The following is a 21,897-nucleotide window of genomic DNA, read 5'->3' on the forward strand; positions in this document are numbered from 1 at the left end:
CATGAACATTAAGGATATCGAGCTGTGCGCGTCGTACTGGACGGTCGCCGGCAACACCTTCCCCGGCGACGGCAGCGAAATCAGCCCGTTCCCGCTGCGTGACCGTGCCGAGGCGTGCGGCCGCACCGGCTGGAAGGGCATGGGCTTCGTTCTCGCCGACATGAAGGCGACGATCCAGCAGATCGGCCTGGCGGACGTGCGCAGCATCTTCGCTGACAACGGCATCCGCCACGTCGAGCTCGAATTCCTGGTCGAGTGGCAGCACACCGACGCGCGCGGCATCGCCGCCGAGACCGCGTTCAGCGAGATGCTGGACCTGTGCTCCAAGCTCGATGCGAAGAAGATCAAGCTGGGCGGCGGCGTCCTTGAAGAGGGCGAGCCGGACATTCCGATGATGCGCGATGCGTTCGGCAAGCTGTGCGAGCGCGCGGCGCCGCTCGGCATCGACCTCGTCGTCGAGTTCCTGCCCTTCGCGCAGATCAACACCATCGACCGCGCGATCGCGATGACCGACATCGCCGGCATCACTAACGGCGGCATGCTGGTGGACAACTGGCACATCGATCGCGGCGGCATGACCGCCGAGGACATCCGCAAGATTCCGCCGCATCTGCTCAAGGCGGTGGAACTCGACGATGCCGGTCCGGAAGTTGTCGATAGCTTCTTCAATGATTCCACCCACTACCGCCGTCTGTGCGGTGAGGGCGTGATCGATATTCCGGCACAGATCCAGGCGATCCTCGATGTCGGTTACACCGGCTACTGGGGCGTCGAGGTGATCTCTGCAGAGCACCGCAAGCTGTCGCTCGAAGATGCCGCCCGCCGTGCTTTCGACACGACGATGGCGCAGTTCGAGACCGTCACCTTCCCGCAATCCGTTACCGCCTGATCGAGGTCAGGTATCGTCCGCCGCCGGAGAGTCTCTCTTACCTCTCAACCTCCGGCGGCGGGCGAATTCTCCTTTTATCTCAATACCGAATTCCACACTGGGAGTTGGAAATGCTTCGTATCGCAGTTCTCGGTGCCGGCCGTATCGGCCGCATCCATTCCACCAATGTCGCCGCGCACCCCAATGCGAAGCTGATTGCGATCGCCGACCCGGTCGCTGCCGCCGTCGATCCGCTGGCCGAGGCGCTGGGCGCCGAGGCGATGAACGATCCGATCGCCGCGATCGACCGTGACGACGTCGACGCGATCGTCATCGGCACGCCTTCGGACAACCACGCCGACCTGCTGCTCCACGCCGTCGCCAAGGGCAAGGCGGTGATGTGCGAGAAGCCGATCGATGCCGGTATGGAACGCAGCCAGGCGGTGGTCGACGACGTCAAGGCCAAGGGCGGCAAGGTCATGATGGCCTTCAATCGCCGCTTCGAGACCAGCTTCGCCGCCATCCGCAAGGCCATCGAGGCGGGCGAGATCGGCGAAGTGCGTCAGGTCATCATCTCCAGCCGCGATCCCGGCCTGCCGCCGGAAGACTACGTCAAGTCGTCGGGCGGTATCTTCCGCGACATGACCATCCACGATCTCGACATGGCGCGCTTCATGCTGGGCGAGGAACCGGTCGAAGTCAGCGCCACCGCCAGCCGCATCGTCGATGAAGCGCTGACCGCGAAGTACGACGACTACGACACCGTGATGGTCACGCTCAAGACCGCCAGCGGCAAGCAGTGTCACATCAACAACTGCCGCGAGGCCGTCTACGGCTACGACCAGCGCGTCGAGGTGTTCGGTGCCACCGGCATGCTCCAGCACGACAACCTGCGCCCGACCACCGTGCGCCGCTGGACTGCGGACATCACCGAGGCACAGGAGCCGCTGCTGAACTTCTTCCTGCAGCGCTACGCCCAGGCATACGCCTCGGAACTGGACGCCTTCATCACCGCGCTCGTCGAAGGCAAGCCGCTGCCCACCAGCGTCGAGGACGGCCTGAAGGCCCTCGCGCTGGCCGAAGCCGCGATCGAGTCTGTCCGCACCGGCCAGACCGTTCGCCTCTGATCCCCCCAATCGAGAGAGAAGCCCAGTGACTTACGCAATCGGAACCGAGCCCACCATCGGCGTCGCCTGCCTCGGCATCACCCACCCGCACACCTCCGGCCGCGTCAAGGCGTTCCAGCGCATGACCGGAGCGGTGATGAAGGGGGCCTATGACGACAGCCCGCTGCTCGATCCGTTCTGCGAGGCGCTGGGCCTCGAAGCGCGCACCAAGGAGGAAATCCTCGCCGATCCCGAAGTTCACGCCGTCCTGATCCACCCCAAGAGCTACCTGATGGCCGAATGGGCGATCGAGGCGCTGAAGGCAGGCAAGGCCGTATTGTGCGAAAAGCCCGCCGGGCGCGGCTCGATGGACACCATCCGTCTGGTCGAGGCGGTCGAGGAAACCGGCGGTCTGTTCCAGGTCGGCTACTGCTGGCGCTATGCGCCTTCGGTCGACAAGATGCAGGAAGTGCTGCAGTCGGGCCGTCTCGGCAAGGTGCTGCAGGTGCGCGCCCATGCCGGGTGCTCGCATGACGAGGCGGGCACCAGCCACATGAAGCAGCCCGGCGACATCGGCGGCGCGCTCTATGTCATCGGCTGCCACACCATCGACCGCCTGCTGCTGCACTTCGGTATGCCTAATTCGGTCAACGCGCGCGTCACCAAGTTCGCCGGGCAGATGGACGAGACCGCGCGCGAGGATGCCGCGGGCGCGGTGCTCAATTACGACGACAAGATCATAACGCTCGATTTCATGTCGTGGGATCCGCTGCCCTGGACCGAGAACTGGGACATGACCGCCTACGGCACCGAGGGCGTCATGTCCTCGCGCCCGCTGCCCGCATCGTACAAGATCTACGACAGCGGCAGGAACGGCTATCAGGAGGGCTGGACCGAATGGAACGAGACCAGCTTTCCTGAGATCTGGGCGGTGCGCAAGACGGTCTATTCGCCCGAACTCGCCGAGATCGGCAACCCGGTCTATTTCGATCGCGAGGCCGAGAAATTCGTCAACTCGCTGTGCACCGGTGCGCCTTCGAACGTGCCCGCGACGCAGGCGCACAACATCAATCTCATTCTGGAAGCGCTGTTCGAATCCTCGGCCCAGAAGGGTTCCGAGGTGCTGCTGACCCCCTGAACCGGGGGCGCAGCGCAGGAATACCAAACGATATAACGACAAGAAATAAGGGGAAGAGTGGTGAGAAAAAGGAGGATTGCGGCAGCCGCGATGGCGTTGACGGTGCTATCCGTCGCGCTGACCGGCTGCAACGAGCACAAGTCTCCGAAAGGCACGATCGGCATTACGCTGACCAGCAAGACCGAAGCGCGCTGGGTGTCGGACGGCAACAACATGGTCAAGGCTCTCAAGGCCATGGGCTATGACGTCGATATCCAGTACGCGCAGTACGACGTGCCGGTGCAGCTTTCGCAGGTCGAGAACCTCGTCGCCAAGAAAGTGCGCGGCCTGATCATCGCGCCGATCGACGGCACCACGATGGTCAACGCGCTCAAGCAGGCGCATGAGCAAGGCATCCCGGTCATCTCCTATGACCGCCTGATCCGCGGCACGCCCGACGTCGATTACTACGTGACCTTCGACAATCGCCAGACCGGCGTGCTGCAAGGCAAGGACATCGTCGACAAGCTGGGGCTGAAGCAGGGCAAGGGCCCGTTCAACCTGGAAATCTTTTCCGGCGCGCTCGACGATAACAACGCGCATGTCGTCTACGCGGGCGTCATGTCGCAGCTCAAGCCGTACATCGACAGCGGCAAGCTGGTGGTGCGCAGCCATCAGGTGAGCCTCAACCAGACCGCCACCGCGAACTGGGACGGCGCCACCGCGCAGGCGCGCATGGATAACCTGCTGAGCGCGTTCTACGGCAAGGACCACCTCGACGCGGTGCTGGCGATGAACGACTCGATCGCCACTGGCGTCGTCTCCTCGCTCAAGAGCGTAGGCTATGGCTCGGGCGGAACGGCGATGCCGGTGATCACCGGGCAGGATGCCGAAGTGCCCAACGTCAAGTCGATCGTGCGCGGCGACCAGACATCCACGATCTTCAAGGACACCCGCGCGCTGGCCAATGCCGCCGCGCAGATGATGGACGCGAAGCTCAGCGGGCGGCCGGTCACCGTCAACGACACCAAGTCCTACGACAACGGCGCGAAAGTGCTGCCCTCGCTGCTGCTACAGCCCCAGCTCATCGACAAGAGCAACTGGCGCGAGAAGCTCGTGACCAAGGGCAAGTTCTACACCGCCCAGCAGATCGAGAAGTGAGGAGGAGGCCACATGCTTGACGAAACGCTCATGCAGGACGCCATCCTGCTCGCCGCCCGGCAGTCCGAATTCATCCTCGAGATGGCGGGCATCAGCAAGAACTTCGGCCCGGTCCAGGCGATCCGCGATGTCAATCTGGTCGTGCGCCACGGCGACATTCACGCGATCTGCGGCGAGAACGGCGCGGGCAAGTCGACGCTCATGAACATCCTGAGCGGCGTCTATCCGCACGGCAGCCATGGCGGCACCATCCGCTTCGACGGTGAGGAACGTCACTTCCACTCGCTGCGCGACAGCGAGAAGGCGGGCATCTGCATCATTCACCAGGAACTGGCGCTCGCCCCGCTGCTCTCGATCACCGAGAACCTGTTCCTCGGCAACGAGATCGCCCGGGGCGGCGTGATCGACTGGGAGGAGGCGCATGACCGTGCCCGTACCCTGCTCGATCGCGTCGGCCTCACCGAAGACCCGCGCACGCCGGTGGGCGATCTGGGCATCGGCAAGCAGCAACTGGTGGAGATCGCCAAGGCGCTCGCCAAGGACGTGCGGCTGATGATCCTCGACGAGCCGACCGCCAGCCTCAACGAGCGCGATTCCGATCGCCTGCTCGAACTGATGCTGGAATTCAAGGCGAAGGGGGTCACCTCGATCATCATCTCGCACAAGCTGAACGAGATCCGCCGCGTCGCCGATGCGGTGACGATCATCCGCGACGGGGCCACCGTCGACGTGATCGACTGCGCCGACCATGAAGTGGACGAGGACCGCATCGTCACCGCCATGGTCGGGCGCGAGTTGTCGGACCGCTACCCGGCGCGCGATCCGAAGATCGGCGAAGTGCGCTTCGCGGTGAAGGACTGGCAGGTCGCGGATCCGCAGCATGCCGGGCGCGATGTCATCCGCAACGTCAGCTTCAATGTGCGGCGCGGCGAGATCGTCGGCATCTCCGGCCTCATGGGGGCCGGGCGCACCGAACTCGCGCTCAGCCTGTTCGGGCGGCTGCACGGCAAGTACGTCTCGGGCGAAGTCAGCCTCGATGGGCGGGTGATCGACACCCCCACCGTCGCCAAGGCCATCGACAGCGGGCTTGCCTACGTGACCGAGGACCGCAAGGGCGCCGGGCTGGTGCTGGAAGAAAGCATCGCGCGCAACACCGTGCTTGCGAACCTGGGCAAGGTGTCGAAGTGGGGCTTCGTCGTCGACGCCTTCGCGGTGTTCGACACGGCGGCCGAATACTGCCGCAAGATGCGCACCCGGAGCCATGACGTACTGCAGAAGGTGGGCACGCTGTCGGGCGGCAACCAGCAGAAGGTGGTGCTCAGCAAATGGCTGTTCACCGATCCCGAAGTCCTGATCCTCGACGAGCCGACACGCGGTATCGACGTCGGCGCCAAGTACGAGATCTACAAGATCGTCAATGATTTCGTCGCGGCCGGAAAGTGCGTCGTGATGATCTCTTCGGAGATGCCCGAACTGCTGGGCACCTGCGATCGCATCTACGTGATGAACGAAGGGCGCTTCGTCGGCGAATTCGCCGGAGCGGAAGCGTCACAGGAAAAGATCATGCGCGCCATTCAGAACAACCAGTCGATCGGCGCCTGAGGGGAGAGGTCCAATGGCAACTGCATTTCAATCCACGAAGATGCCGGAGGCGCAGGACGCGCCCCGGCCGGACATGATGGCCACGCTGCGCCGCGCGATGAGCGAATACGGCCTGCTCGCGGCGCTCGTGCTGATCGTCGCGTTCTTCCAGATCACCACCGACGGCGTGCTGCTGCAGCCGCTCAACATCACCAACCTGCTGCTCCAGAACAGCTATGTCGTCATCATGGCGCTGGGCATGCTGATGGTCATCGTCTGCGGCCATATCGACCTTTCGGTCGGCTCCGTGGTCGGCGTGATCGGGGCGCTGGCGGGGTGGCTGATCGTAACGCATGCGGTCGATCCGGTTACTGCCACCATCGTCTGCCTTGTCGCCGGTGCCGTCGTCGGCGCGATGCAGGGTTACTGGGTGGCCTACTGGCGCATGCCTTCGTTCATCGTGACGCTGGCGGGCATGCTGGTGTTCCGCGGCATCACCATCGCCATCTCGGACGGCGCCTCGGTCGGGCCATTCCCGGAAAGCTTCACTGCGATCAGCTCGGGCTTCCTGCCCGATCCCTTTGCGGCCTCGGGCGTGCATCTGCTCTCGCTGCTGATCGGCGCCGTGCTTGCCGCTGCCTTCGTCACCGTCGAGACGCGCGCCCGTGCCCGCTCGGCATCGCGCGGGGCCTCGGTGCCTTCGGTCCCGGTCTTCGCGCTGCGGGTCGGTGCGATCAGCGCGCTGATGCTGGCGTTCTGCTACATGCTGGCGAGCTATCGCGGCATTCCCACCGTCGTCGCGATCATGGCCGTGCTCGTCGCCGCCTATACTTTCGTGATGAACCGCACCGTGCTCGGCCGCCGCATCTATGCGGTGGGCGGTAATCTCAAGGCGGCCCGCCTGTCGGGCGTCAACACCGCGCGCATCACGTTCATCACCTTCGTCAACATGGGCGTGCTGGCCGCCGTCGCGGGCCTGATCTTCGCCGCGCGCCTCAACAGCGCCACCCCGCGCGCCGGCACCGGCTTCGAGCTGGACGTCATCGCGGCGGTCTTCATCGGCGGTGCTTCGGCATCGGGCGGTGCGGGCAAGGTGCTGGGCGTGGTCATCGGCGCCTTCATCATGGGCGTGCTCAACAACGGCATGTCGATCATGGGGCTGGGGGTCGACTACCAGCAGATGATCAAGGGCCTGGTGCTGCTCGCCGCCGTATTCATCGACATCTACCAGAAGAACCGGACGGCCTGAGCGCCGTCCCTTCACCCCGGAGAACGCTATGATCAAGCACATCGTCATGTGGAACGTCCGAGGTGACAGCGTGGAGGAGCGCGCCCACGGCGCGGCCTTCGTGAAATCCTGCTTCGAGGGGATCGCTTCGGCTATCCCCGGGCTGCTGCACCTTGAAGTCGGCATCGACACCAGCCGCATCGACTACGCCTGCGACGTCGTCCTCTACACCGAGTTCGAGGACCAGGCCGCGCTCGATGCCTATGCCGAGCACCCGGAACACCTGCGGGTGAAGGCGGAACTGGGCGATCTGCGGACCGCCCGCCATCAGGTCGACTATGCCGTGCCGGCACCGGCTCTGGCTGCCGTTTTCTGACCGCTTCTTCGGACAGCGCCCTCTGACACTCTCCGATCGCAACTACAGGTAACAGATCATGCTCGATTTCACGTATGTCGCCCAGCCCTCGCGGGTCGTGTTCGCCAAGGGAAGCCTTGCTTCGGTCGCCAGCGAGGTCGAAGCGCTGGGCTGCAGCCGGGCGTTGGTACTCTGCACCCCGCCCCAGCGTGATCAGGCCGAAGCAGTGGCCAAGCTGCTCGGCCCGCTGAGCGCAGGCGTGTTCGACGGCGCGCAGATGCACGTGCCGATCGAGAATGCCCGCAAGGCCCGCGAGCATGCGGCTGAGGTCGGCGCGGACTGCTGCATCGCGATCGGCGGCGGCTCCACCGTGGGGCTGGGCAAGGCGATCGCGATGGAATCGCCGCTTCCGATCATCGCCATCCCGACCACGTATGCGGGTTCCGAGATGACCCCGGTTTACGGCATCACCGAGAACGGCGTGAAGCGCACCGGCAAGGATCCGGCAGTGTTGCCCAAGACGGTGCTGTACGATCCGGACCTTTCGTCCACGCTGCCGGTCGGCATGTCGATCGTCAGCGGCATGAATGCCATCGCCCACGCCGCCGAGGGGCTTTATGCCAGGGACGGCAACCCGGTGATGTCGCTGCTGGCCGAAGAAGGCATCCGTGCCCTGGCCAAGGGCATGAAGGGCATTGTCGTGACCGCCGACGATGCCGAGGCGCGCGGTGACTGCCTCTATGGCGCGTGGCTGTGCGGCACCGTGCTCGGCCATGTCGGCATGGCGCTGCACCACAAGCTTTGCCACACGCTGGGCGGCAGCTTCAATCTGCCGCATGCAGAGACCCACACGATCGTGCTGCCGCATGCGCTAGCCTACAACGCCCCGGCCGCGCCCGAGGCGATGGCGCGCATCGCCCGTGCCATCGGCGCCGAGGACGGTCCGCTCGGCCTGCACGAACTGGCGAAGCAACTGGGAGCGCCGACCGCGCTGAAGGATCTCGGCGTCGAGGAGAAGGATCTCGACAAGGCCTGCGAGATCGCACTGTCGAACCCGTACTGGAATCCGCGTCCGATCGAAGCCGCGCCGCTGCGTGCGCTGCTCCAGCGGGCCTGGGAAGGCGCGCCGCCCGCGGCGTGACCTGACGCCGGCCCGCGAGGGCCGGCCACCACCGAACGGCAATCTGCTGCAACGTCAAGGACATGCGGTCCTTGCGGCGAGAGCAATTGTCATTTTCCAAATGAGCGCCCGCAAAGAAATGGCGCCCGATCAACGCATGAATAGGGAGAGGGCATGAACACCATAAGCATCAACCGTAAGCCCCGCAGTCGATTGATCGCTCTGCTGGGTACGTTGACCACCCTGCTGCTGGCAACGCCCCTAGCGGCACAGACCAAGGCCGAAGAGGACGCTAGCTGGCGAACAGGGCTTGAAGAGGACGGCGTCAAGTTCGACCTCAACTATCGCTCAGAGGATCTTGCGGCGATATCGGGCGCCGACAGCAAAGATCTTATCCATTCCGGGCAGATCGCGCTGATCACTGATTTCGACATGGAAAAGCTGGTGGGCTGGCAGGGCGCCAAGCTGCGCGCCAGCCTGGCCTACCGCGACGGCGACAACATTAATGACGAGTCCGGTGTTTCGGCCCTGTTCGGACCGCAGGAAATCTTCGGTCGCGGCCACTATCTGCGCCTGACCCAGTTCTGGCTTGACCAGTCGCTGGCCAACGGCAAGGTGGCCTTGCGGATTGGCCGTCTCGCTCCCGGCGAGGATTTCCAGGCGACCGAGTGCAGCTTCAACAACCTGTCGTTCTGCGCCAATCAGGCGGGTAACTTCGTGGCCGACTACTGGTACAACTGGCCGATCAGCCAATGGGGCGTCGCGGCGCAGGTTAATCTGGGCGGCGACAAGTACGTCAAGGCCGGTGCCTATCAGGTCAACCCGCGCAACCTGCGCGGCGATTTCCTCGTGGTGCTGAGCCCCAAGGGCGGCACCGGGGTACTCACCCCGTTCGAGTTCGGCTGGACCCCGACGAGCGCCTCGGGCCTGATCGGCGAATACAAGATCGGCGGCTGGTACAGCAGCGCCGACCGCAAGGACGTCTATTACGATATCGACGGCAATCCCGCCTCGGTCACCGGTCAGCCCTTCGGCGAGCGTTCGGGCGCCTGGGGCGCGTTCTTCAGTGCGGTGCGCCAGATCACGCGCGGCGACGGCACCAGCCCCAAGAGCGGGCTGCGCGCCATCGTCAAGGGCTCGATCGCCGACGTGCAGACGAGCAGGGTCGATCGCACATTGGTCGGCACACTGGTCTACACCGGCCCGTTCAAGGGGCGCCCGGCCGACGACATCGGGCTTGGCATCGCCTTCAACCATCTCAACGACCGCATCGCGCGCTATCGGGCCGAAAGCCTGGCACTGGGCGAGGACAGCCTGCTGCCGGGCGGCACCGAACGCACGATCGAGGCCTATTACAGCTTCCAGTTCGGCAAGCATCTGATGGTGCGTCCGGACGTGCAGTGGATCCACAGTCCCGGCGGGATCGACCAGCGCGACGACGTGCTGATCGTCGGCAGCCGCATCGTCGTGTCGCTCTGATCCCATGGACCAGTTCAAGGAGATGGAGCTGTTCGTCGCGGTGACCGACGCGGGCAGCATCAGCCGGGCGGCCGAGAAGCTCAATATCTCGGTCTCGGCTGCCAGCCGCCACCTCCTGAACCTTGAGGAACGGCTGGGCGTGCGGCTGATCCAGCGCTCGACCCGCCAGCTGTTCGTGACCGAGGCGGGGCAGGAGTTCCAGCGTCGTTGCCGGGCGATCCTGTCCGACCTGCGCGAGGCGGAATCGGCGATCCAGGACACCACCGTCCAGCCCACCGGCCTGCTGCGGGTGACGGCCTCGCTGTCGTTCTGCCTGCTCCACATCGAGCCGATGCTGCCCGAATTCACCGCGCGCTATCCGGACATCACGATCGACGTGATCGCCGCCAACCGTTACCTCGACATCATCGACAACAGCGTGGACGTGGCGATCCGCACCCGTCCGTTCGAGGCGGACAGTGCGATCACCATCCGCAAGCTGGCCGAGACCAGGCGCATCCTTGCGGCTTCGCCCGGCTATCTCGAACGGTTCGGGCAGCCGCAGGTGCCCTCTGATCTCAAGGACCATCGCCTGCTCATCTACGATTATGCGGTGAACCCCACCGAACTGCCGTTCCGCAAGGACGGCAAGCTGCAGACCTTCAAGGTCAAGCCGTTCATCTCCACCAACGACGGGCAAGTGGTGCTCAAGGCTGCGTTCGACGACATGGGCATCCTCGTGCAACCGCAATACATCATCCATGAGGCGATCGGGGCGGGCAGCCTGGTGCCGCTGCTGAGCGACTGGGACCTGCCGCGCCTGACGATGAACATCGCCTTCCAGACCCGGGCCTTCATGCCGAGCAAGGTGCGCGTCTTCGTCGAGGCGCTGGTCGAACGGTTCCGTGCCAACGACTATACCCGGCTGTGGACGCAGTGACGGTCAGAACGTGAAGCCATCCCCCAGTTGCGCTAGCGTCGCGTGGAATTCGTTCTGGATGAAGTCGACGAAGGCCTTGAGCCGCCGGGGCTGCCAGTCGCGCGCGGGATAGACGATCTGGATCGAATGCGGCGCGCCCTTCCACTGCGGGAGGACGCGCACCAGCCGCCCCGCCGCCACGTCGTCGAGCAGTTCCCACGCCGACAGCTTGGCAAGGCCGACACCGGCCAGCGCGGCGGCATGGGTCACCGCACCGCTGCGGCTGAGCAGCGCCACAGGGACTTTCACCCGCCGCGTCTCCTTGCCGTCCGACAGCGTCCAGCTATCGCGTGAGGCGTTGTCCTGCACCAGACAGCGATGACCGGCGAGGTCTTCGGGCTGCGTCGGCGTGCCGAACTGCGCGAGGTAATCGGGAGAGGCGCAGATCCAGTGCGCATCGGGCACCAGCCGCCGGGTTATCATCGATGAATCCACCCCCTCGGCCTGCCGGATCGCCAGGTCGATGCCGTCGGCGACGAGGTCGACGATCTCGTCGGTCACCAGCAGATGTACCTGTACTTCGGGATAGCGTGCCAGAAAGCGGGTAAGGCGCGGGGCGATCTGCCACTGGCCAAGCCCGTTGGTGCAGGTCACGCGCAAGGTGCCGCGCGGCTTGGCGCCGGGGCCGTCCATCGCCTCTTCCGCGCGTCCGGCACCGTCGAGTATGGGGATCGCCTGGTCGAACAGGGCCTGCCCCTCGGCGGTCAGGCTGAGCTGGCGCGTCGTGCGGTTGAGCAGCCGGTGGCCGACCTGATCCTCCAGCCGCTTCAAGTGCTTGGAAATGTAATTGACCGACAGGTCTAGGTCACGCGCGGCAAGCGACATGCTGCGCAGGCGCGCCACTGCCTCGAAGATGCGGATGTCAATAAGGCTGTCGAGTTGACCCATCGCTCGCGCCTCGCGGCGTTCCTCTCTCTGTTCTCTGTTGTCCTCTAGTGACTACACCAGACCGGTCGCCGTCAACTCCCTCGCGCATCGCCGCAAAGACGGCAGGTATTGCGTGCGCAAGTCGGCGAGCGAGACGCGCGAGGCCTGCGTACCGACATTGATCGCGGCAACCACCCGTCCGGTCATGCCGAATACCGGCACCGCGACCGAGCGCAGCCCGGTTTCGAGCTCCTGGTCGATGATCGCGCAGCCTTCCTCCGCCACTTTGTCGCAGAGCGTCTGAAGCCGCGCAGGCACCGTCTCAGTCTGGTCGGTGCGGGCGACGAGGTCGGTGCGGCGGAAATACGCCGCCCGATCTTCGCGCGCCATGCCGGCGAGCAACACGCCGCCCATGGATGTCGCGTAGAGCGGCAGGCGGCTGCCCACCCGTAACGCGATCGACATGATGCGCGATACTTCGGCGCGGGCGATGTAACAGACCTGATCGTCGTCGACGATGCCGAGTGAACAGGACTCGCCGAGCTCATCACGCAAGCGATCGAGCAGCGGCTGTGCGCGCAGCGCCAGCGGCGTCGAAGAAAGATAGGCATAGCCCAGCGACATCACCTTGGGCTGCAACGCGTAATTGCTGCCGTCCTGCACTGCATAGCCGAGCTTTGCCAAAGTTAGCAGGCATCGCCGCACCGCAGGGCGGCTGAGCCCGGTGAGGCGGCTGGCCTACGCAATCGTCATCGGGCGCTCCTGTTCGGCGAAGCAGCGCATAACCGCTAACCCGCGCGCCAGCGAACTCATGAATTCCGGGTCTCCAGGTGCATCCATTATGACCTGATCCATATCGCTCTCAATAATAACCGATTACCGGACAATATTCCGTTAATCGATTGGCGCAAACAAAGTGTGGATGGAACTAGGGCCAACGAAACAAGCACTGGAGAGTCTTCGTGATCGACAAGAGCGTGGCTTCCGCCACAGCCGCCGTCGCCGACATCACCGATGGCGCGTCCATCATGATCGGAGGGTTCGGTACCGCCGGGATGCCTGACGAACTGATTGACGCACTGATCGACCGCGGCGCGCGCGCGACCTCACCATCATCAGCAATAACGCCGGCAACGGAGAGACCGGCCTTGCCGCGCTGATGAAGGAGAAGCGCGTGCGCAAGATCGTCTGCTCTTTCCCGAGGCAGGCGGATTCGCATCACTTTGACGCGCTTTACCAAGCCAGCGAGATTGAACTGGAACTGGTGCCGCAGGGCAACCTTGCCGCCTGTATCCAGGCGGCCGGGGCCGGGTTGGGCGCGATCTTCACGCCAACGGGCTATGGCACGCTTCTGTGCGAGGGCAAGGAAACGCGCGAGATCGACGGGCGCATGTATGTGCTCGAATATCCTATCCATACCGATTTCGCGCTGATCAAGGCATTGCAGGGCGATCGCTGGGGCAATCTGGTTTATCGCAAGACGGCGCGCAACTTCGGCCCGATCATGGCGATGGCGGCGAAGACTACGATTGCACAAGTCGCGGACGTGGTGGCGCTGGGCGCGCTCGATCCTGAAGCGGTGGTGACGCCGGGCATCTTCGTGCAGTGCGTAGTATCGATCGCGCCTGCCGTGGCGATCGCAGCGTAACAAGGGAGAAAAACGATGGAACGTCTCGATCGCGAAGCCATGGCCCGCCGTGTCGCCCGCGATATCCCGGAAGGGGCTTACGTCAATCTGGGTATCGGTTTGCCGACAAAGGTCGCCAATTATCTGCCGGCCGACAAGGACATCTTCCTCCAGAGCGAGAACGGCGTGCTGGGCATGGGCCCGGCACCCGCTCGGGGCGAGGAAGACCCCGAACTCATCAATGCCGGCAAGCAGCCGGTGACCCTGCTCGCAGGCGGGTGCTTCTTCCACCATGCTGACAGCTTCGCGATGATGCGCGGCGGCCACCTCGACGTCTGCGTGCTGGGTGCGTTCCAGGTCTCCGCCAGCGGCGACATCGCCAACTGGCACACCGGTGCGCCGGGAGCCATACCGGCGGTCGGTGGGGCGATGGACCTTGCCATCGGCGCCAAGCAGATCTTCGTGATGAGGGAACTTTTCACCAAGTCGGGCGAGAGCAAGCTGGTGGAGCACTGCACTTATCCGCTGACTGGCATCGGCTGCATTTCGCGGGTCTACACTGACCTTGGTACATTCAGCGTCGGCCCGCACGGTGCCGGCGTGATCGATCTCGTGCCCGGCTTCGGCCTTGACGAGGCGCGTGCGCGTACCGGCTTGCCGCTGGACGCGGCCGCGCTGGCTGCCTGAGGAGACGGGGCATGAACGAAGCCTATATCTGCGACGCTGTGCGCACACCGATCGGCCGCTACGGCGGCGGTCTTGCAAGGATCCGCGCCGACGATCTCGGTGCGGTGCCCATGAAGGCACTGCTGGCGCGCAACCCGGGGCTGGACCCCGCCGCGATCGAGGAAGTCTTCTATGGCTGCGCCAATCAGTCGGGAGAAGACAACCGCAACGTCGCTCGCATGAGCCTGCTGCTGGCGGGGCTTCCTGCGGGCGTTCCCGGCGTGACGCTCAACCGGCTCTGTGCCTCGGGCCTTGAGGCTGTAGGGCAGGCCGCGCGTGCGATCCGCCTCGGTGAGATGGACCTTGCGCTGGCCGGCGGCGTCGAGAGCATGACTCGTGCGCCCTTCGTGATGGGCAAGTCCGACACCGCGTTCGGCCGCGCCCAGAAACTGGAGGACACCACGATGGGCTGGCGCTTCGTCAACCCCGCGCTCGATGCGCCCTACGGCACGGAGACGATGCCGCGCACCGGCGAGAACGTGGCCGAGGACTACGGTGTCAGTCGCGCCGATCAGGATGCCTTCGCGCTGCGCAGCCAGCATCGGACTGCCGCGGCGCAGGCGTCGGGATTCCATAGCGAAGAGATCGTGGCGGTGACGGTGCCGGGCCGCAAGCGTGGCGAGACGGTAGAGATTACCCTCGACGAGCATCCACGCGCGGATAGCAGTATCGAGGCACTGTCCGGCCTTAAGCCGCTGTTCGGCCCTGCCGGTACGGTCACAGCGGGCAATGCCTCGGGCATCAACGACGGCGCGGCGGCGATGATCGTTGCCAGCGAGGCGGCGGTAAAGGACCACGGTCTGACCCCGCGCGCGCGTATCCTTGGACTCGCATCGGCGGGCGTCGAGCCGCGCGTGATGGGCATCGGGCCGGTGCCGGCGACGCGCAAGCTGATCGCGAAGCTGGGCCTTGGGATCGCCGACTTCGACGCCATCGAACTCAACGAGGCTTTTGCCAGCCAGTCCTTGGCGGCGCTGCGCGAACTTGGCCTTCCCGACGATGCGGCGCATGTGAACGCCAATGGCGGCGCGATTGCATTGGGTCATCCGCTCGGCATGTCGGGCGCACGTCTAGCGCTGACGCTCGTGCATCAACTGGAGAAGAGTGGCGGCAAGCGGGGCCTTGCCACGCTGTGCGTCGGCGTGGGCATCGGCCTTGCGCTGGCCGTCGAGCGGGTCTGACCCTTTATCCTTGACCACCAGGGGGCGCCCGGTTAGGCGCCCCCGCAGACGGTCGGCAAGCTGCCGATCGCGTAAGCGTTAACGTCAACCAACGCACCTCATCGCCGCCGGATGCTACCAATGCATGATCCGGCGCGTCCGAAGGATGTTGACGTGCGCGCCAGTTCTCAATCCCGCCATGCGGGTTCCTCCCATGCTGCTTCGACCGCGGTCGCTTTTGGTATCGTCCTTATCGGCGCCAACTTGCGCATGCCGATCACGGCGATAGGCCCGCTGCTTCCCTATATCCGACGCGACCTCAGCCTCGACACGACGCAGGCGGGGCTGCTCAACGCGCTGCCGCTGCTGATATTCGCGTTGCTGTCGCTGGTAGCGCCAGTCATCGGCCGACGCTTCGGCCTGCGCGCGGTGCTCGCTGCCTCGATCGGTGCGATCTTTGGCGGAACCGCGCTGCGCTCGATCGCGGTGCCGGGGATGATCTGGCTTGGTATGGCGGTGTTGAGTGTCGGAATCGCACTGGGCAATGTGCTGCTGCCGGCGCTGGTCAAGCGTGAATTCGCTGACCGGGCCGCCTCGCTGACCGCCCTCTATGCGGCTGCAATGGCGACGTTTGCCGGACTCTCGGCTGGACTCGCCGTGCCGCTGGCCGATGGCCTCGGGATGGGCTGGCGCGGTGCACTGGCCTTGTGGGGCGTCCTAGCGCTGATCACGCTAGCGGTCTGGCTGCCGCAGGTGCGCCACGAAGGCACCGTGACGATGCGGGGGGAAGGCCAGACGCGGTCGTTCGTGTCGACTTGGCGCCATCCGCTTGGTTGGCAGGTCTCGCTGTTCTTCGCCTGCCATTCGCTGGTGTTCTACGCGCTGGTCGACTGGTTCCCCTCCTATGCGGCGAGCGCGCGCATCGCACCGGCTTCCGCCGGTTTCATGATGATGGTCTATCAGATCGTCGCGGTGGCCACGAACCTTGCGAGTGCCTCGGCGATCCGCCGCTTCGCCAGCCAGAGTTGGCTCGGCCTATGCTGCGGCATGTTGCTGGTGGTGGGCACGGGAGGCCTGCTGGTCGCCCCGTTGCTCTCGCTGCTCTGGCTGGTCGTGTGTGGTCTTGGTGCCGGGATGGCGATGGTCACGAGCCTGTCGCTGTTCTCGTTGCGCACGGCTCATCATGATCAGGCCGCCCGGCTTTCCGGCATGGCGCAGTTCATCGGTTATATCGGCGCAGCGGCGGGACCATTGCTGGTGGGCATCCTGCGCGACGCAACCGGAGGATGGACTCCGGCCTTCGGAGTCCTCGTCGGATCAAGCGTGCTGACCGCCCTGTTTGGGACGCTTGCGGGACGCGCGCGGACTATGGCGTAGACGGCAAATCGCGAGTGCAGTCACCGGCTGGTCAAGTCGCTCGGCGATTGCCAGAAGGGAGGCATTATTTCGGTTTATGGAAGAATGGGATCTCGCGTGGCACGGATCGAGCACATCGTCGACTTGCGGCTGTTCGAAGCGATCGGCCGCACCCGCAGCCTGACCGACGCGGCGCGCGATACCGGGCTGTCGCTAACGGTGGTGTCGCGACGCCTCAAGCAACTGGAGACGGCGCTAGAGGTACGGCTGGTGCAGCGCTCCACCCGCCGCCTGCATCTGACCCCCGAAGGCGAGCAGTTCCTTGAAAATGCCCGCACCGTGCTGGCTGCGCTCGAAATTGCGGAGGAAGTCGGCAGCGATCGCGGCTCGCTGCGGGTGACCGCGTCGGTGGCTTTCGCTAAGCGCGTGCTCGCGCCCCTGCTGCCCCGGTTCATGGACGTGCATCCCGGTATCGCGGTTGAAGTGCTGGCATCGAACGACGTCGTGGATCTGCTGCAACAGCGGGTCGATCTGGCGGTGCGGCAGGAGGCGCTGGAGGACAGCCGGCTCGTCATGCGCCGGGCCGCCGCCGATGCGCGCATCCTGTGCGCGACGCCCGATTATCTGGCGAGCGCCGGGGCACCGCAGGAACCTGCCGATCTGGAGCACCACCGCTGCCTTAGCGTTGGCATCCCGCCGCGCCGCTCGTGGACGTTGCTGCGCGACGGTGAGCGGGTGGAGGTGCCGATCCGGCCGATGGTCTCGGACAACAACGGCGAAGTGATCCATGCGGTGGCGCTGGCGCACGGGGGAATCGCGATCAAGTCGGTGTGGGACGTCATGGAAGACCTGCGCGCCGGGCGGCTCGTGCGGGTGCTGCCCGAATGGCAGGAAGGCGCCGATCGCAGTATTCATCTGGTGTTCCCCGATCGCCGCTATATGCCGCGCCGGGTACGGCTATTCGCCGATTTCCTGATGGTGGAACTGAACGCGATGCTCGACCGCAACGCCGATCTGGGGCTCTGGCCATCGGCGTGAGCTAAGGGGGCTTACGGCCTTTCCGGCAAGCTGAATGCAAGACACCCTGAAGCAGCGTGACGCTGCCTCGGGGTGTCTTTCGTCCGCAATGCGTTTCAGCTGCCGAGGGGGGCGAGCCGCTGAAGGAAGGCTCGGCGCGCCGCACGTTGGGAGGTGCGGCGCGCGTCGGCCCGGCATCGCGCCGAAAGGTATTACAGCGAGTAGGCGATGACGTAGTCGCCGCGATTCTCGTTGGTGCCGGTGCGGGTTTGACCGCCGGCGGTTACGACGATGTACTGCTTGCCGTTCTGCATGTACGTCATCGGCGCGGCCTGGCTACCGACCGGGAGACGGCCCTGCCACACGACCTTGCCCGAACGGTTGTCGAACGCGCGCAGGTACGAGTCCATCGTGCCCGAGAAGAAGGTCAGGCCGCCTGCGGTGACGAGCGGGCCACCCAGCGTCGGCAGGCCGAGCGGGATGTGGATGCTCGGCTTTGCGGGGCTGTCCTCTAGACTGCCGGCCGGGACCTGCCAGCGCTTCTTGCCGGTGGTCAGGTCGATCGCCGCCATCGAGCCGTAAGGCGGCGCGATGCAGGGAACGCCGGTGGGGGACAGGAACATCGAGCGCTCGACGCCGTAGGGCGTGCCCTTCTGTTCCGAATATTCGCCTTCGGTGGTCGGCTTCAGGCCACGGATGTGAGCGTCTTCGCGGTGAACGAAGCGGCCCCACTGTGGCATGCGGATGTCGTTGACGTAGAGGGTGCCGGTGCGTTCGTCGATTGCGCCGCCGCCCCAGTTGAAGCCACCGTAGTAGCCGGGGTAGATCAGCGTCTTCTTGAAGCCGACCGGGGTGAACGGACCTTCGTAGTGCATCGACTTGAAGGCGATGCGGCAGGCCATCTGATCGAAGATGGTGCCACCCCACATGTCGCTTTCCTTGATCCTGTCGGTATCGAGCGACAAGGCCGAGAACGGCTGCGTGGGTGCCAGGCGCTGGCCCTGCGGGGCGCCGTCGGTGGGGACCTTGCGGTTGGTGACCGGGATCACCGGCTTGCCGTTGCGACGGTCGAGTACGAAGATCTCGCCGCGCTTGGTCAGCGCCACGACCACCGGGGTCTTACCGCCCTTGCCGTCAGGCATGTCGTAGAGGATCGGCTGCGCCGCGACGTCATAGTCGTAGAGGTCGTGGTTGGCGGTGCGGAAGTGCCAGCGGGCAGCGCCGGTCTTGACGTCGATCGCCACGATCGAATCGGTATATGCGTCGGACTCGGGCAGGCGGTTGCCGCCCCAGAAGTCAGGCGTCTGGTTGCCGGTCGGCACGTAGATCAGGCCCAGCTTCGGGTCGAAGCTGGCGGTGCCCCAGAAGTTCGGGGTTTCCGGCGTGTAGATCTCGCCCTTAGCCAGCGGCGTGGTGCGGCCCTTGGGATGGGTGGGATCCCAGGCCCAGCGTTGCGCGCCGGTGCGCACGTCGTAGCCGCGCACGACGCCCGAAGGCTCGCCGGTCTTCTCGTTGTCGTTGACGTGTCCGCCGACGACGACGACGTCATCCGCGACGAGCGGAGCGGACGTCGGGTAGTACGAACCCGGACCCGACGGGCCCATGCCGGCCATCAGGTCGACCGAAGTGCCCGAGCCGAAGCCTTCGCAGGCCTTGCCGGTCTTGGCATCGATGGTGATCAGGCGGGCGTCGATGGTGGTGAGGACCACGCGCTCCTGGCAGGGATCTGCAGGGTTGGCGGTCGGGGTCTTGGCATAGGCTACGCCGCGGCAGCGCTGCCAACTCTTCTGGTGCGCGTGGGGGTCGAACTTCCAGCGCAGCTTGCCGGTCGCCGCATCGACGGCCGAAACCTTCGAGTAGGGCGAGCAGACGTAGACCGTGTTGCCGACCTTGAGCGGCGTCATCTGGAACTCCGCGCTGTCGATCGCGAGATCGCCGGTGCGGTAGGTCCATGCCACCTTCAGGTTCTTCACGTTGTCCGCGTTGATCTGCTGGAACGGCGCGAAGCGGCTGCCCGAAGTGGTGCGGCCGTAGCCGGTCCAGTCGTTGGTCGCGGTCGCCGGTGCGGCATCGCCGAGTATCTTGAGCGCGGCGCCATCACCCTCGAGAGTGGCGTGCGACGAGAACATGCCCGCGAGCATCGCGACCATCGCGATACCCAGAACGACCGAACCGCTCGCTGCCTTCTTGCCTGAAAGCGCGGAGGCGCCGGGGCCGGAGAGCCACGGGGCGAACATGACGGTGACGAGGGCGATGCCCAGGAACACCATGATGCGCGAGAAGAAGGGCCAGAAGGTAAAGCCGATGTCGGCGTACGACCAGACGGCCGCGATCACCAGCAGGGCAAGGGCGATCCAGGTGGCGTAGATGCTGCCGCGAAACAGGCACACGCCTGCCGCAGCGGCAAGAATGCCGGCGATGAGGAAGAAGGGTGAGCCCCCCAGTGCGATGAGCCAACCGCCCCCGACGACGAGGACGGCACCCATCAACAGGCCGATCGCTCCGACGATCCGCGCCAGAATTGATGCTGTGCGTTGCAAGACTGAGTCTCCGATAGAATCGTCGCCTCTTAGCAACGTATCGGCGCAAAAATTCACGGTGGTTCGCAATTGATCTTTGCAATTTACGTAACAATCCGCGGTGCCCGAACGCGCTGGCACCCGCGGAATCCGGCACATCAATCGGCGTGGAACAGGCGGCCGATCTCTTCGAGCGAGCGGCCGCGCGTCTCGGGGATCATGCGCCAGGTGAACAGGAACGCGACCGCGCCGATGCCTGCGAACAGCAGGAACGAACCGCCGTTGCCGAGCGCGGCGTTGATCGACGGGAAGACGATCGTGACGCCAAGGTTGGTGGTCCAGACCACGCCGGCGACAAGGCTCATCGCCCGGCTCCGGATCGCCTGCGGGAAGATTTCCGAAGCGATCACGTAATAGACCGAGCCCAGACTCACCGCGAAGAAGGCGATGAAGCCGCCCAGGCATAGGGCCGCGAACAGCAGCGATTCCTGACCCGCGAAGGCGCCGAGCCCGAAGGCGATCAGCATGACGTCGATCCCGCCGATGCCCCACAGCAGCAGCGCCCGGCGCCCGGCGCGATCGACCAGACGCAGCGCCACGAGCGTGAACAGCACGTTGACGAAGCCGACTGCGGCAGTCGAGAGAATCGCGAGCGCAGGGGTGTCGGCGCCCGCCTTCTCGAAGATGCGCGGAGCGAAGTAGAGCACCGCGTTGATGCCGGTGGCCTGCTGGAAGAAGCCCAGCAGCACGCCTACGGTCAGGACACGGCGATAGCGCGGCTGGAACAGGGTCGCCCAGGTGGCGTCCTCTTGCTTGGCCTGCTGCCGCGCGTCGCGCTTGAGCAGGGCGAGTTCGGCATCGACGGCGTCGGCCGGGCGCATGTGGTAGAGCACCTCGCGCGCGTCGTTGAAGCGGCCTTGCGAGGCCAGCCAGCGCGGGCTTGCCGGCAGCAGCATGATGCCGAGCGCGAGCAGGGTGCCGGGCAGCACGCCGAAGCCCAGCATCCAGCGCCAGCCCTCGGTCCAGTCCACCATCCAGTACGAAAGCAGATACGACCCGAACATGCCCGCCACTATGCACAGCGAATTGAACGAGACGATCGTGCCGCGCTGCGCCGGGGGCGAGATTTCCGCCAGATAGATCGGCGTCACCATCGAGGCGATGCCTACCGCCACGCCGACCAGCACGCGGCCTGCGATCAGCGTCCACAACTCCGGCGCGATGCCGCAGATGACCGAGGCGACGATGAAGACCAGCGCGCATACGAAGATCAGCAGTCGCCGCCCGATGCTGTCGGCAAGATGGCCGCCGACCATGACGCCGCCGACCGCACCGACCAGCGCGGCCCCGGCGACGACACCTTCCATCAGGGTGGAGAGGCCGAATTCCTCGCGGATGAACAGGAGGGCTCCGGCGATGATGCCGGTGTCGTAGCCAAACAGCAGGCCCCCGAGCGAGGCGATTGCGGCAACGAGCCAGAACCGGGCGGGCGGACTGTCGCTGCTACTGTCGGTTTCGGCGAAATCGGATGATAGTTCTGGTACGCTAACCTGCATCGGGTGGCTCGAGGCTCCTTGCTGGAACCGGATCGCGCAGCTCGAAACGGCCGCAACGGCAGCGCATCGCGACTGCCTTTCCGGTGTGGCGGCCGC

At 65.2% G+C, this 21,897-nt stretch carries 18 protein-coding genes and 2 pseudogenes; 15 read left to right on the plus strand and 5 right to left on the minus strand.

The window, feature by feature from the left end; genetic code table 11:
- Position 1 precedes the first annotated feature (1 nt).
- The 10 genes from A8V01_RS02350 (at position 2) to A8V01_RS02395 (ending at position 10,934) form a co-directional block, all read left to right on the plus strand.
- Entirely contained in the window at positions 2–889 is an 888-nt protein-coding gene (locus A8V01_RS02350; RefSeq protein WP_103094544.1) for a sugar phosphate isomerase/epimerase family protein, read from the plus strand.
- Between the two features lie 110 nt (positions 890–999).
- On the plus strand, positions 1,000–1,995 hold the full coding sequence (gene iolG / locus A8V01_RS02355) for an inositol 2-dehydrogenase (RefSeq protein ID WP_103094351.1): 996 nt from the start codon (positions 1,000–1,002) through the stop codon (positions 1,993–1,995).
- 25 nt (positions 1,996–2,020) lie between these two features.
- Positions 2,021–3,112, plus strand: a complete 1,092-nt coding sequence (locus tag A8V01_RS02360) for a Gfo/Idh/MocA family protein (protein WP_103094352.1) — start codon at positions 2,021–2,023, stop codon at positions 3,110–3,112.
- Positions 3,113–3,172: 60 nt separating this feature from the next.
- A complete protein-coding gene (locus A8V01_RS02365) occupies positions 3,173–4,252 on the plus strand; it encodes a substrate-binding domain-containing protein (protein WP_211294936.1) in 1,080 nt (359 codons plus the stop codon).
- A 12-nt stretch (positions 4,253–4,264) separates the two neighbouring features.
- Positions 4,265–5,854, plus strand: coding sequence for a multiple monosaccharide ABC transporter ATP-binding protein (gene mmsA, locus A8V01_RS02370; protein ID WP_245892268.1), 1,590 nt, complete (start codon positions 4,265–4,267; stop codon positions 5,852–5,854).
- Between the two features lie 13 nt (positions 5,855–5,867).
- Complete coding sequence (gene mmsB / locus A8V01_RS02375; RefSeq protein WP_245892269.1) at positions 5,868–7,082, plus strand: multiple monosaccharide ABC transporter permease; 1,215 nt, start codon at positions 5,868–5,870, stop codon at positions 7,080–7,082.
- Between the two features lie 28 nt (positions 7,083–7,110).
- A complete protein-coding gene (locus A8V01_RS02380; protein ID WP_103094355.1) occupies positions 7,111–7,437 on the plus strand; it encodes a Dabb family protein in 327 nt (108 codons plus the stop codon).
- A gap of 58 nt (positions 7,438–7,495) precedes the next feature.
- Positions 7,496–8,557 (plus strand): maleylacetate reductase, encoded by a 1,062-nt coding sequence (locus tag A8V01_RS02385; RefSeq protein WP_103094356.1) that lies wholly within the window; start codon positions 7,496–7,498, stop codon positions 8,555–8,557.
- A gap of 153 nt (positions 8,558–8,710) precedes the next feature.
- Positions 8,711–10,015, plus strand: a complete 1,305-nt coding sequence (locus A8V01_RS02390) for a carbohydrate porin (RefSeq protein WP_103094357.1) — start codon at positions 8,711–8,713, stop codon at positions 10,013–10,015.
- A gap of 22 nt (positions 10,016–10,037) precedes the next feature.
- Positions 10,038–10,934 carry a LysR family transcriptional regulator gene (locus tag A8V01_RS02395; protein WP_211294937.1) on the plus strand — a complete coding sequence of 299 codons (897 nt, stop codon included), beginning with the start codon at positions 10,038–10,040 and terminating at the stop codon, positions 10,932–10,934.
- Positions 10,935–10,937: 3 nt separating this feature from the next.
- Here the strand turns inward: A8V01_RS02395 and A8V01_RS02400 are convergent, their stop codons facing one another.
- The 3 genes and pseudogenes from A8V01_RS02400 to A8V01_RS29615 all read right to left on the minus strand — a co-directional run.
- Positions 10,938–11,861 carry a LysR family transcriptional regulator gene (locus tag A8V01_RS02400; RefSeq protein ID WP_103094359.1) on the minus strand — a complete coding sequence of 308 codons (924 nt, stop codon included), beginning with the start codon at positions 11,859–11,861 and terminating at the stop codon, positions 10,938–10,940.
- A 51-nt stretch (positions 11,862–11,912) separates the two neighbouring features.
- Positions 11,913–12,464, minus strand: coding sequence for an IclR family transcriptional regulator domain-containing protein (locus A8V01_RS29510; RefSeq protein ID WP_342747334.1), 552 nt, complete (start codon positions 12,462–12,464; stop codon positions 11,913–11,915).
- 39 nt (positions 12,465–12,503) lie between these two features.
- Positions 12,504–12,695, minus strand: a pseudogene (locus tag A8V01_RS29615) (helix-turn-helix domain-containing protein); the annotation flags it as partial.
- A gap of 107 nt (positions 12,696–12,802) precedes the next feature.
- On the opposite strand from A8V01_RS29615, the pseudogene A8V01_RS02410 reads away from it, so the two are divergent.
- The 5 genes and pseudogenes from A8V01_RS02410 to A8V01_RS02430 all read left to right on the plus strand — a co-directional run bounded on the left by A8V01_RS02410 (position 12,803) and on the right by A8V01_RS02430 (position 17,747).
- Positions 12,803–13,488, plus strand: a pseudogene (locus A8V01_RS02410) (3-oxoacid CoA-transferase subunit A).
- Between the two features lie 15 nt (positions 13,489–13,503).
- Positions 13,504–14,154 (plus strand): 3-oxoacid CoA-transferase subunit B, encoded by a 651-nt coding sequence (locus tag A8V01_RS02415; RefSeq protein ID WP_103094360.1) that lies wholly within the window; start codon positions 13,504–13,506, stop codon positions 14,152–14,154.
- An 11-nt stretch (positions 14,155–14,165) separates the two neighbouring features.
- Positions 14,166–15,374: a 3-oxoadipyl-CoA thiolase gene (gene pcaF / locus A8V01_RS02420; RefSeq protein WP_103094361.1), complete on the plus strand. Its 1,209-nt coding sequence runs from the start codon at positions 14,166–14,168 to the stop codon at positions 15,372–15,374.
- 153 nt (positions 15,375–15,527) lie between these two features.
- Positions 15,528–16,730 carry a CynX/NimT family MFS transporter gene (locus A8V01_RS02425; RefSeq protein ID WP_211294938.1) on the plus strand — a complete coding sequence of 401 codons (1,203 nt, stop codon included), beginning with the start codon at positions 15,528–15,530 and terminating at the stop codon, positions 16,728–16,730.
- Positions 16,731–16,826: 96 nt separating this feature from the next.
- On the plus strand, positions 16,827–17,747 hold the full coding sequence (locus tag A8V01_RS02430) for a LysR family transcriptional regulator (protein ID WP_170065810.1): 921 nt from the start codon (positions 16,827–16,829) through the stop codon (positions 17,745–17,747).
- Positions 17,748–17,938: 191 nt separating this feature from the next.
- On the opposite strand, the gene A8V01_RS02435 is transcribed toward A8V01_RS02430, so the two are convergent.
- Both A8V01_RS02435 and A8V01_RS02440 read right to left on the minus strand, forming a co-directional pair.
- The gene (locus tag A8V01_RS02435; protein ID WP_211294939.1) at positions 17,939–20,266 is read right to left on the minus strand and encodes a membrane-bound PQQ-dependent dehydrogenase, glucose/quinate/shikimate family; all 2,328 of its coding nucleotides are present in this window, start codon (positions 20,264–20,266) and stop codon (positions 17,939–17,941) included.
- Positions 20,267–20,403: 137 nt separating this feature from the next.
- A complete protein-coding gene (locus A8V01_RS02440; RefSeq protein WP_103094365.1) occupies positions 20,404–21,801 on the minus strand; it encodes a sugar porter family MFS transporter in 1,398 nt (465 codons plus the stop codon).
- Between the last annotated feature and the right edge of the window lie 96 nt (positions 21,802–21,897).

It is taken from the genome of Novosphingobium guangzhouense, from assembly GCF_002896965.1.
Taxonomy (GTDB): domain Bacteria; phylum Pseudomonadota; class Alphaproteobacteria; order Sphingomonadales; family Sphingomonadaceae; genus Novosphingobium; species Novosphingobium guangzhouense.

Coding starts and splice junctions, on each gene's coding strand:
- A8V01_RS29510 (WP_342747334.1), bottom strand. CDS start 12,464: ATGTCGCTGGGCTATGCCTATCTTTCTTCGACGCCGCTGGCGCTGCGC.
- pcaF (WP_103094361.1), top strand. CDS start 14,166: ATGAACGAAGCCTATATCTGCGACGCTGTGCGCACACCGATCGGCCGC.
- A8V01_RS02415 (WP_103094360.1), top strand. CDS start 13,504: ATGGAACGTCTCGATCGCGAAGCCATGGCCCGCCGTGTCGCCCGCGAT.
- A8V01_RS02385 (WP_103094356.1), top strand. CDS start 7,496: ATGCTCGATTTCACGTATGTCGCCCAGCCCTCGCGGGTCGTGTTCGCC.
- A8V01_RS02350 (WP_103094544.1), top strand. CDS start 2: ATGAACATTAAGGATATCGAGCTGTGCGCGTCGTACTGGACGGTCGCC.
- iolG (WP_103094351.1), top strand. CDS start 1,000: ATGCTTCGTATCGCAGTTCTCGGTGCCGGCCGTATCGGCCGCATCCAT.
- A8V01_RS02395 (WP_211294937.1), top strand. CDS start 10,038: ATGGAGCTGTTCGTCGCGGTGACCGACGCGGGCAGCATCAGCCGGGCG.
- A8V01_RS02390 (WP_103094357.1), top strand. CDS start 8,711: ATGAACACCATAAGCATCAACCGTAAGCCCCGCAGTCGATTGATCGCT.
- A8V01_RS02380 (WP_103094355.1), top strand. CDS start 7,111: ATGATCAAGCACATCGTCATGTGGAACGTCCGAGGTGACAGCGTGGAG.
- A8V01_RS02440 (WP_103094365.1), bottom strand. CDS start 21,801: ATGCAGGTTAGCGTACCAGAACTATCATCCGATTTCGCCGAAACCGAC.
- A8V01_RS02400 (WP_103094359.1), bottom strand. CDS start 11,861: ATGGGTCAACTCGACAGCCTTATTGACATCCGCATCTTCGAGGCAGTG.
- mmsB (WP_245892269.1), top strand. CDS start 5,868: ATGGCAACTGCATTTCAATCCACGAAGATGCCGGAGGCGCAGGACGCG.
- mmsA (WP_245892268.1), top strand. CDS start 4,265: ATGCTTGACGAAACGCTCATGCAGGACGCCATCCTGCTCGCCGCCCGG.